The sequence below is a fragment of the Microcella alkaliphila genome, assembly GCF_004216855.1.
Taxonomy (GTDB): Bacteria; Actinomycetota; Actinomycetes; order Actinomycetales; family Microbacteriaceae; genus Microcella; species Microcella alkaliphila.
Genome location: NZ_SGXT01000018.1, coordinates 208522 through 218084, shown reverse-complemented (window position 1 = coordinate 218084; position 9563 = coordinate 208522). Strand labels below are relative to the sequence as shown.

8 protein-coding genes are annotated in these 9563 nt (G+C 69.2%); 1 reads left to right on the top strand and 7 read right to left on the bottom strand.

Annotation, left to right across the window (positions count from 1 at the left end):
- Window positions 1-156: 156 nt before the first annotated feature.
- From EV140_RS12275 to EV140_RS12245, 7 genes are all read right to left on the bottom strand, one after another.
- Window positions 157-2388, bottom strand: a complete 2232-nt coding sequence (locus EV140_RS12275) for a glycoside hydrolase family 31 protein (RefSeq protein ID WP_130284325.1) — start codon at window positions 2386-2388, stop codon at window positions 157-159.
- The gene (locus EV140_RS12270) at window positions 2385-3530 is read right to left on the bottom strand and encodes a glycoside hydrolase family 15 protein (RefSeq protein ID WP_198674441.1); all 1146 of its coding nucleotides are present in this window, start codon (window positions 3528-3530) and stop codon (window positions 2385-2387) included. The genes EV140_RS12275 and EV140_RS12270 overlap by 4 nt, the downstream gene beginning before the upstream one ends.
- A gap of 81 nt (window positions 3531-3611) precedes the next feature.
- Window positions 3612-4883 (bottom strand): ABC transporter substrate-binding protein, encoded by a 1272-nt coding sequence (locus tag EV140_RS12265; RefSeq protein ID WP_130284323.1) that lies wholly within the window; start codon window positions 4881-4883, stop codon window positions 3612-3614.
- 65 nt (window positions 4884-4948) lie between these two features.
- Window positions 4949-5779, bottom strand: coding sequence for a carbohydrate ABC transporter permease (locus EV140_RS12260; protein WP_130284321.1), 831 nt, complete (start codon window positions 5777-5779; stop codon window positions 4949-4951).
- On the bottom strand, window positions 5772-6758 hold the full coding sequence (locus EV140_RS12255) for a carbohydrate ABC transporter permease (RefSeq protein ID WP_130284319.1): 987 nt from the start codon (window positions 6756-6758) through the stop codon (window positions 5772-5774). Before EV140_RS12255 ends, EV140_RS12260 begins: the two co-directional genes overlap by 8 nt.
- Window positions 6755-7969: an ROK family transcriptional regulator gene (locus EV140_RS12250; protein WP_130284317.1), complete on the bottom strand. Its 1215-nt coding sequence runs from the start codon at window positions 7967-7969 to the stop codon at window positions 6755-6757. The genes EV140_RS12255 and EV140_RS12250 overlap by 4 nt, the downstream gene beginning before the upstream one ends.
- A gap of 146 nt (window positions 7970-8115) precedes the next feature.
- Window positions 8116-8640: a pyridoxine/pyridoxamine 5'-phosphate oxidase gene (locus EV140_RS12245; RefSeq protein ID WP_130284315.1), complete on the bottom strand. Its 525-nt coding sequence runs from the start codon at window positions 8638-8640 to the stop codon at window positions 8116-8118.
- Between the two features lie 121 nt (window positions 8641-8761).
- On the opposite strand from EV140_RS12245, the gene EV140_RS12240 reads away from it, so the two are divergent.
- The gene (locus EV140_RS12240) at window positions 8762-9547 is read left to right on the top strand and encodes an alpha/beta hydrolase (protein ID WP_130284313.1); all 786 of its coding nucleotides are present in this window, start codon (window positions 8762-8764) and stop codon (window positions 9545-9547) included.
- The last annotated feature ends 16 nt before the right edge of the window (window positions 9548-9563 follow it).

Sequence of the window (9563 nt, the reverse complement as noted above, 5' to 3'; positions counted from 1 at the left end):
GCGTCGAAGGTAGCGTTGGGCACGTCGAGGTCTTTCGGACGGTGAGCGTAGGAACTTCCATCCTGGAAGACCTCGACCCCTACCCCGGCAACGACGCGGCCCGGACGTCTACACCGTCAACTGCGAAGAGCCCGATTGGAGCGCCGGCTTCCTGAATTACGAACCGAACACCTCCGCCAGGGCCGGCCATGCCTCGGCGCGCACGTACACCGGCACTTCGTCCCACGGAACAGCCCGGGTGTCGGCGCCGCCCCCGACCCGCTCCCCCGTGAAGGCGTGCACCCAGTCGCCCGCGGGAAGAGTCGCCGTGTGGGTCGTGGCGCCCTCGTCGGTGACCGGCGAGACGAGAATGTCGCGGCCGAGCATCCATTGCAGTGGGTGCGCCCAGAGCGCCTCGTCGTCTGGCCAGTCGAAAAACAGCGGCCGCATGAGACTCGTTCCCTGCCCGATCGCCCACGCGCTCTCGGCGGAGAGGTACGGCACGAGACGCTCGCGCAGGTGCACGAGGCGCCGCACACCGGGAAGGACGCGGTCGTCGCCCGTGCGCTCGGCAATGTTCCACGGCGTGCGGTCGCGGCTGGGCGTGCGGTGGTGGTTGAACTCGGAGTGGTACTGCATGATCGGCACGAACGTCGCCGCCGCCATCGAGCGCAGGTACAGCTCAGCAGTCGGGATCTCGCCGCTGAAGCCCGCGACATCCCACCCCCAGTAGAGGATGCCGCTCGCGGTGGCATTCAGCCCCGCGAACAGCGACCAGCGGAACGCCTCCCACGTCGAGTTCTCGTCGCCCGCCCAGAACGCGCCGTGGCTCTGCGAGCCGGTGAAGCCCGCCCGCGAGAACGTCACCGGCGCCTTCCCGGCTCGGCGCAGCAGGTCGCCGTATGCCTTCGCGTAGGCGACGGGGAAGGTGTTGTTCGCCTCGTCGCCACGGCGCCCGTCGAGGTAGGCCAACTCTCGACCCCAAGCGTGCTCACCGCCGTCGGTCTTGAAGCCGTCGATGCCGAGCTCGTCAACGAGGTAGCGGCGCTTGTTCGTCCACCACTCGGCAGCGCGCTCGTCGGTCAGGTCGGGCATGAGTCCGAGCGGGAACCACCAGCCGCGGTTGCGGTAGGGGCGTAGCCGACCGTCGGGGCCGGGCTCGCGAATCAACACGCCCTCGCGGACAGCCGCGTCCGCGTCGTGGCGGGTCTGCCCGCGCGGGTGGGGTCGCATCTTGATGAGCGGAATCTGCCACAGCAGCAACCGCACGTCGCGCGCGTGCAGCTCGTCGACCATGCCCTTGGGGTCGGGCCAGGCGCCGTCGGCGGGGAAGGTGAAGTCGGCCAGCCGCATCGGCGCGCCGTCCTCGCGCGGCGTGTACTGCGCATCCCGCCAGACGTGGAAGGTGCTCTCGTCGCTCCACGCCTCGATGACGACGCTACCCACGGGGATGTCGTGCTCGCGGTGCAGGTCAACCTGCCGCATGACTTCCGTCTGCGTGTTCCACTCGTTGCCGCTCGCCCAGAGGCGCAGCACCCAGTCGGGCAGCTGCTCGGGCCGGCCCACCTCGGCGAGAAACGCGTCGAGCACGGCGTGCGGATCGCCCTCGTAGCCGACGACCGACAGAACGCCGGATGCGGTGCTCTGCGCGTCGACCTCGGCCTCGATCACGAGGCGGTCGCCCCGCGTCTGGCCCACGTCGAACCACACGCGACGGCTCGCGCGCACGTGGAAGCCCCAGCCCCGGCCACCCACGACGTGAGCGAAGGGCATCGGCAGGTAGGTCTTGCGCTCAGCGCCCTGCGACTTGTACTGCTCGAAGACGACCGAGTCGAGGGATGCGCCACGGTGGTCGAGCGCGTCGAAACGCTCCCCGAAGCCGGCGACCTTCTCGCCGTCGGCGAGCGCGAGAGCGAAGCGCACCCGCAGGAGGCGCTCGCCGTCGTCGAGCACCTCGACGCTGCCGGGCACGAGCCCCACGGCCTGATCGGCGGCGACCGTGTCGTCTGCGGCGGCGCGCCAGCCGGCGACGCGCACCGCAAACCAGCGGGTGCGCTGCGACTCGGGTGCGCTGTCGGGGCCGCCGACGAAGCGGTAGCGAGCGTGGGTGCCCGCGGCAAGCCCATCGAGCGTGACCGAGAAACCGCCGGCCGCGCGGGCCACACGTGCCTGCGCGCTCGCAAGGTGCCCGCCGTCGACCGTCTGGCCGCGCGAGCGGCGCTGGGTGCGGGTCAGGGCGTGGGTGGTGACGCCGTCGCCGTCATCCCAGTGCATCGTCACCTGATCGACGTCGGGAGTGACGCGCACGCCCAGTGTCAGCGGCGACCCGGCGACCGGGTCGACCGGGTCGCGCTGCTCGGTGTCGACCGAGTACGGGTGACCGCTGCCGGAGGGGCGGTGCCGAATCATGCCCCCTCCCCTGCGGCCTCGGGCGTGATGACGCCGAGTTCAACAGCGAGGCGCACGAACATCGCGTGGCTCCACAGCAGCGGGGTGGCGACGCCGCCCCAGCGTTCCACCCACTCGGCGCGACGCTCGGGCGCCAGCAGGTGATCGGGCACCTGCTCGGGCAGGTAACCCTCGGGGGTGACCGTGCGGGCCGCCCACTGAAGGCGCGCGAGCGCGGCCGGGCGGTCGCCCGCTGCGGCGTATGCCAGCCCGAGCATGCAGCTCAGCAGTGGCCACTGGCCGCCACCGTAGAACGTGTCGAACGAGAAGCGGTGAACGCCTCCCTCAACGTCGAGCGCGTCGTCGACTGCGCGGATGCTCGCGCGGCCGAGCGGGCTCGTCGCGTCAATGACGCCCAGCGGCGCGATGGCCGCCGACAGCGACCCGTCGACATCGGTCGACCCGAGCCACTTACTGAGGTGTCCGTCGTGCACGCCACGCCGGGTGACCAGGTCACGCGCGGCCGCGGCGGCCCCACGGGCAGCGTCGGCGCGATCGCCATCAACCGCGGCCGAGCGAACGGCCGCCTCCAAGCCCGCCACGATGCACAGAAGCGTTGAGACGTGGACCTGCTCGCGGTGTTCCTCCCACCAGTCGTAGCAGGGACGCGACCAGGTGGCCGCGAGGTAGTCGACGCTCAGGGCGATGCCGTCACGCCAGCGCGCGATGTCGAGGCCGTGGCGTTCGGCGTGGGCGACGGCCGCCCACACCCAGGTACCGTAGCCGTCGGTCTGGAAGTCCCACCAGTCGTCGTCCCCCTCCGCACCCTCCATGGTGAAGCGGGTGGGCAACATGCGATCGTCGGGCAGAGGACGGCCCGCGGCCGCCGCCTCCACGATCTCGGTGATGCGCGAACGGCGCTCGACGAGCATCTGCTGGCACCAGTCGAAAAAGCGGGATGCGCTGTCGACGGCACCGGCGCTACTCACGCCGTCGGCGATGAACGCGCCGTCGCGGAACCAGCTGTAGCCCTGATAGGCGGAAAAGCTGGGGCTGGCGGGGTAGGCGCCGCTTGGATGTTGCAACGAGGTGATGAGCGAAACGCTCGAGCGCGCGAGGTCGGCGAGCGCGTCGGTGCCGACCGGGGTGGTCAGTGCGGTCATGGTGTCGGCCCTCCGGGGCGTGACGGGGGCGGGGCCCTGCCGGGTGTCCGGCCGAGCCCCGCCCGAGTGAGCTCAGGCCGGTCAGCCGCCGATGGCGGCGTTGATGCGCTCTTCGGCGCTCGCCAAGGCGTCGGCGACCGACTTGCGGCCGGCCTGCGCCTCGACGAGTTCCTCGCCGATGATGTCTTGCATCTCCTGCTGGCCACTCGCCACGACGGGGGGCAGCGCGACGGCGTCGAGTGAGTCAAAGACCGCCTGGCGGTTCGCCGGGTTGTCCTTCGTCAGGTAGACGTCGAGCTGCGCGTCGTCGGCGATCGGCGGAAGCTCCCAGCCGCTGTCGAGGCGAATGTCGACCATCGTCTGCGACGAGGTGAGGAACTCCGCCCACGCAGTCGCTGCCTCAATGTTCGCGCTCGACGCCGAGACGCCGACCGCGTTCGAGAACACAGCGCTCGCCTGCTGGGTGTTGCCCGGCTCGACGGCGATGTCCCAAGCGAACGGAGCGTCGGCGAAGGCGCCGAACATCCAGATGCCGGTGTGCAGCATGCCGAGGCGGCCCTCGAGGAACAGGTTTGTGTCGAAGTCGGGCGTGCCCTGACCGGCTTCAATGGTCGGCATGAGCGTGCCGCTCTTGCCGGTCAGCCACTCGGCGGCCTCGATGCCGCCCGGGGTGTTGAAGGCGACCGCGGTGTTGTCGTCATTGAGGAACGACTCGCCGTTCTGCTCGAGCACCTTGTAGTACTCGAAGAACGACACCGGCTGGTGGCTGCCCCAGATGTCGTCGCCGAGGGCGCCGATCGCCTCGCCGGCGGCCTGCTCGTCAGCCCACGTCCAGTCGCTCGTGGGGTAGTCGAGTCCGGCCTCGTCGAAGAGGTCGGCGTTGTAGAACATCACGACGGTCGAAAACGAGCTCGGCAGGGCGTACGACTGGCCGTCGGTCGAGTATGCCTCGAGCAGCGACGGACGGTACGCGCCGGGGTTCGACACCTCCAGTGGCGCGAGCACTCCGCTTTCCTGGTAGGCGCGGTAGTTCGCGTACTCGATGTCGAACACGTCGCTTACCGTTCCGGCCGCGAGGTCGGTCTGCAGCGCCGTGCCGTAGTCGCCGTACGGCAGCGTCGTGACATCGACGGTGATGCCCGGGTTTTCGTCTTCGAAGGCGTCGACGATGACCTGAAGGTTCTCTTCGTTGCCGCCGTTCGAGATGAAGTTCGTGTACGTGATGGTGACGTTCTCGGTGGGCGTTTCGCCGCCCGGGGTTGCCGGGTCGGTGGGCGCCTCGGCGGCGCAGCCGGTGAGTGCCAGGGCACCGACGGCGGCAATGCCGACGGCGAGGCGGAATGTGCGCTTCATGGGGTGATATCTCCTTTGATACTGCGGTTCCGGTGGTGCGGATCGGTTGGGGTGATTCCCGGGGGCTACTTGATCCCCGAGCTGGCGACGCCCTGAATGATGTACTTCTGGGCGAACAGATAGATGGCGAGCATGGGCAGCACGCTGATGACGCTCCCGGCCATGACCACGTCCCACGCGGTCGTGTACTGGCCCTGCAGCCCCGAGAGGGCGATGGGCAGCGTCTGCAGGTTGGGGTCGCGTAAGACGATCAGCGGCCACAGGAAGCTGTTCCAGCTGCCCATGAAGGCGAAGATCGTCAGCGTCGCGAGCGCCGGCTTGATGTTCGGCAGGATGATCGTGGCGAAGATCCGGAAGTGCCCGGCACCATCCAGCGTGGCCGCCTCGTCGAGCTCGCGCGGCACCTGGTTGATGGCCTGGCGCAGCAGGAAGATGCCGAACGCGGTGGCGAAGGTCGGCAAGAGCGCGCCGAGGTAGGTGTTCAGCAGCCCGAACGTGCGCAGCTGGGCGAACAGCGGCACGATGAGCACCTGCAGCGGGATCATCATCGTCGCGAGGTACACGGCGAACACGATGCCGCGGCCGCGGAACGGCAGGCGACTGAACGCGTAGGCCGCGGTCGCGCTCGTGAATAGCTGCACGATCGTGGTGATGGCAGCGAGCATCAGGCTGTTCATCACGACCCGCGCAAACGGCCGCTCGGTGAAGAGAATCTCGTACGCCCCGAGCGACGGGTTCTCGGGCCACAGCCGAATGGGGCTGCCGAGGTTCGCGCCGGGCGTGAGCGAGGTGACGACCGTCCAGACGAACGGGAACATCATCGCGAGCCCGCCGACGACGAGCACACCGGCGATCAGGATGCGCGGGGCGCGGCTGCGGGTGGATACCTCACGCATAGTGCACCCACCGTTTCTGGCCGATGACCTGCACGACGGTGGCGGCGAGAATCACGACGAAGAGCATCCAGGAGAGGGCGCTCGCCTCGCCTGCCGAGCCGTAGCGGAAGGTGAGGTCGTAGATCTCGCCGACGACGACCTGGCTCGAGCCGGCCGGCCCGCCACCCGTCATCGCGTACACCTGGTCGAAGACCTGGAAGCCGTTGATGAGCGAGATGACGACGACGAAGAACGTGCTGGGGCTGAGCATGGGGAGGGTGACGCTGATAAGGCGTCGCCACGGCCCCGCGCCGTCGACCTTGGCGGCGTCGTAGAGGTCGGTGTTGATCGACTGCAGGCCCGCGAGCAGGATCACCATGACAAAGCCGAGGTCTTTCCACGCGCTCGCGAGGATGATGGACGGCATCGACCAGCTCGGATCGGTCCACCATCCCGGCCCGTCGATGCCGAAGAAGCCGAGCACGCCGTTGACAACGCCGTTCTCAGGAGCGAGGAGCCACCGCCAGACGATTGCGACAACAATCCAGCTGGTAACCACGGGCAGGAAGTAGATGCCGCGCAGGAGGTTCCGGCCGCGCATGGCGCGGTTGAGGGCGAGGGCTAGGGCGAGACCGCCGATGTAGACGAGCGGCAGGTAGCCAACGATGTAGTACACCGTGTTGCCAAAGACGCGCGCGGTGTCGGGGTCGGTGATGAGGCCCGCGAAGTTGTCGAGCCCGACGAACGTCATGGGGCTGAGCAGGTTCCAGTCGTGCAGACTGATCCAGGCGGCGCTGACCATCGGGGTGAGCACGAACAGCGTGAGCGGGATCGCGCTCGGCAGCAGAAACACGAGAACGGTGAGCGCGTAGCGCACGCGGCGGGCGCGGGAACCTCGAGCGGTCCGGCGTGGCGCGCCCGGATGAGCCGACGTGTCGTCGCTGTCAGTCGCGGCGCGCGCGGCAATCGCTGGCTCGGTCAGCGGCAGGATGCTCGTCATGAGTCGCTGCCCCCGGCCTGCTCGACGAGGCGGCGGCGCACCTCGGTGCCCTGCTCTCCGGCGACGCCCTCGGCGTCGAAGGGGGTCGAGATGACGAGGGCCGCGGCGCCCTGCGCCCAGCTCTCGTCTTGCCACGTCTCGACGGCAACGGGTACCCCGCGGCGGGAGGGCATCAGGGAGGCGCGGAAGGCGGGCTCGAAGCCGAACGACCAGTGCTGCCATGCGGCCGTGCCCTCTCCGAGCACGATGACGATCTCGGGGTCGAGCGTGTGCACAAGGCCGGCGAGCGCGCGGCCGAGGGTGTGTCCAGCCTCTCCGAAGATTGCGGTCGCGGCGCTGTCACCGCGGTCGGCCGCGTCTCGCAGCTGCTCGATGCCGTCGGCGCCGCCGATGACGCCGCGCTCGCGGCCGCGGGCGACGAGCGCGTCTTCGCCGACCATCGCCTCCAGACACCCCGCGTTGCCGCAGCGGCAGCGGGGGCCGCCGTCGACGACGGGCAGGTGCCCGATCTCGCCCGCTCCCCCGCGTGCACCGCGCACGACCGAGCCGTCAACCACGATCGCCGCGCCGACGCCGGTGCCGATCGTGACGACGAGGAAGTTCTCGTGCTGACGCCCCACGCCGTGGAGGCGCTCGGCGATGGCGAGGGCCGTCACGTTGTTCTCGACGAGCACCGGTAGGCCGAGCTCGCGACGCAGCACGTCGCCGAGCGGGGTGTTCTGCCAGCCGAGCTGCGCCGAATGCACGACGCCGGTGCCCTGCCGGTCGACATCACCGGGAACCCCAACGCCGATGCCGAGCAGCGGGGTCGCACTACGGCTACCGATGAACGCGCGGATGCTCGCGGCCAGGTCGCTCAGCATGGTCGCGCTCGAGGCGTCGAACGCGACGCTCTCAGCGCGGGAGACCGCGCCGTCGATGCCGACCTCGACGAGGGCAAGGTGGTCAGCGGCCACCTTCACGCCAACGGCGCGACCGGCGCTCTGGACGAGGCCGAGCATCCGTGCGGGGCGGCCGCCCTGCGAGCGGGTTTCGGCAAGCTCTCGGATGAGTCCGTCGCCCAGCAGGTCTTTTGTGAGCTGGGTCATGAGGGCCGGGGAGACGGAGAGGTTGCGGGCGAGGTCCGCGCGCGACGCGGGCCCGTGAGCACCGAGGTGCGCGAGCACCGCCGAGCGGGTCACGTCGGTGCGGGCCGTGGGGCGGATCGCCATTGTTCTCCCCTTAGTTCAGGACTAAACAAAACGTAGAATGAAGTCACGAACGATGTCAAGAACAATTTTCTGGCGCGCGAGTAGGCGGGCGTGGCTAGCGGCGATCTCGTCAGAGCGCGCTGGCCGCGGAAGAAGAAAAGGGCTGGTCAGCTGCCGTAGCGGTACCAGTGGCGCACGTGATCGCGGTCGCGCCGGGCTTGCCAGAATTCGATCTCGCTGGGGGTGAGTGCCCACGCCGCCCAGTCGGGGTTCACGTCGTCGCCGGTCTCGGGGCGGGCGCGCCAGTCTGCGGCGGCAACGTCGGCGGGCAGTTCTTCCACCTCGCCGGTCACGCGCACTTGACGGCCACGCTGGGGCCAGAAGAACGTCATGGCGGCGCTCGGGTTCGCGGCCAGGTCGATGCCCTTGCGGGTCGAGCGGGCACCGGCGAAGATCCACTGCCCGCGGTCAAGGTCTTTTAGAATGAGGGTGCGGGCGGTGACGTGCCCGGTCGGGCCGGAGGTCGACAGGGTGAAGGCGTGGGGCTGGAGGAGTCCGTGCGACAGAGCGTCATCGAGCCACTGCAGGAAGAGAATTTGCGGGTCGTCGGGGACGTGAGCGCGGTCGAAGACCGGCAGCTCGTCGGGGAAATCGGGCAGGGCCCGGAGGCGGGAACGCAGCGTGTCCGACATGGCCGAAGCGTATCCCCCGAGCCTGATCACCCGCCAGCGATCACTGTGAGAAGTGTGGCGGCAGGCTGAGACTTCGACGGTCCCGTTGCGGCGACCTTCCCCCATCGCGTTCACTCGAACCATGCCCGCTCGCGCCCGCCGTGCACTCATCGTTGTCGGCGCGGCACTCGCGCTGCTCGGCCTTGTCGTCGCGGGCTTCTTGCTGTACGCATTCACTCCGTACCGGGCCGACGCCGACCCGTTCCTCGCGGCCTGGCGTAGCAACGCCATCGAGATCACCGGCACCGACCGAGCGTTCGTGATCCGGCCGACCATCGGGGGCGGAGAGGGTGAGGGGATTGGGCTCGTGTTCGTTCCCTCGGCTCGGGTTGAGTCGTCGGCCTACCTCTACAAGTTGAGCGGGATCGTGGCCACCACGGGGACGACGGTCGTCATCATCCGCCCGGCCCTCAACCTGCCGGCTCTCGAGTCTCGAGCCCTCGAAGCGTTTACAGCGGAGGCGCCGGAGATCGGCCGCTGGATTGTCGGAGGGCACTCCTCTGGCGGCACGCTCGCCTGCGAGTGGGCGCTGGCGGCGGGAAGCGAACATGGTGTTCACGCCGCCCCGGACGTGGCCGGGCTGTTGCTGCTCGGCAGCCACTGCGCCAGCGATCTGTCGACCTCCACGCTCGCCGTTACATCGTTGGTCGCGAGCAACGACCGCATCAGAACACCCGAGGACATCGCTGAGCGGGCGAATCTGCTGCCCGATGACACCGTCACGGTCACTATTGAAGGCGCGAACCATTCGTTGTTCGGCGACTATGGCACGCAGTTCGGTGACGGTGAGGCGTCGGTGTCCACGGATGCCGTGCAAGCGCAGATCACGCAGGCTACCGCCAAGCTTGTCGGCCGTATCACGCGCTGAGGCGTGCGCCGGGAGA

Bases quoted from the DNA above. Each gene is read 5' to 3' on its own strand.
- EV140_RS12270 (WP_198674441.1), bottom strand. From the start codon at position 3,530: ATGACCGCACTGACCACCCCGGTCGGCACCGACGCGCTCGCCGACCTC.
- EV140_RS12265 (WP_130284323.1), bottom strand. From the start codon at position 4,883: ATGAAGCGCACATTCCGCCTCGCCGTCGGCATTGCCGCCGTCGGTGCC.
- EV140_RS12250 (WP_130284317.1), bottom strand. From the start codon at position 7,969: ATGGCGATCCGCCCCACGGCCCGCACCGACGTGACCCGCTCGGCGGTG.
- EV140_RS12275 (WP_130284325.1), bottom strand. From the start codon at position 2,388: ATGATTCGGCACCGCCCCTCCGGCAGCGGTCACCCGTACTCGGTCGAC.
- EV140_RS12245 (WP_130284315.1), bottom strand. From the start codon at position 8,640: ATGTCGGACACGCTGCGTTCCCGCCTCCGGGCCCTGCCCGATTTCCCC.
- EV140_RS12255 (WP_130284319.1), bottom strand. From the start codon at position 6,758: ATGACGAGCATCCTGCCGCTGACCGAGCCAGCGATTGCCGCGCGCGCC.
- EV140_RS12240 (WP_130284313.1), top strand. From the start codon at position 8,762: ATGCCCGCTCGCGCCCGCCGTGCACTCATCGTTGTCGGCGCGGCACTC.
- EV140_RS12260 (WP_130284321.1), bottom strand. From the start codon at position 5,779: ATGCGTGAGGTATCCACCCGCAGCCGCGCCCCGCGCATCCTGATCGCC.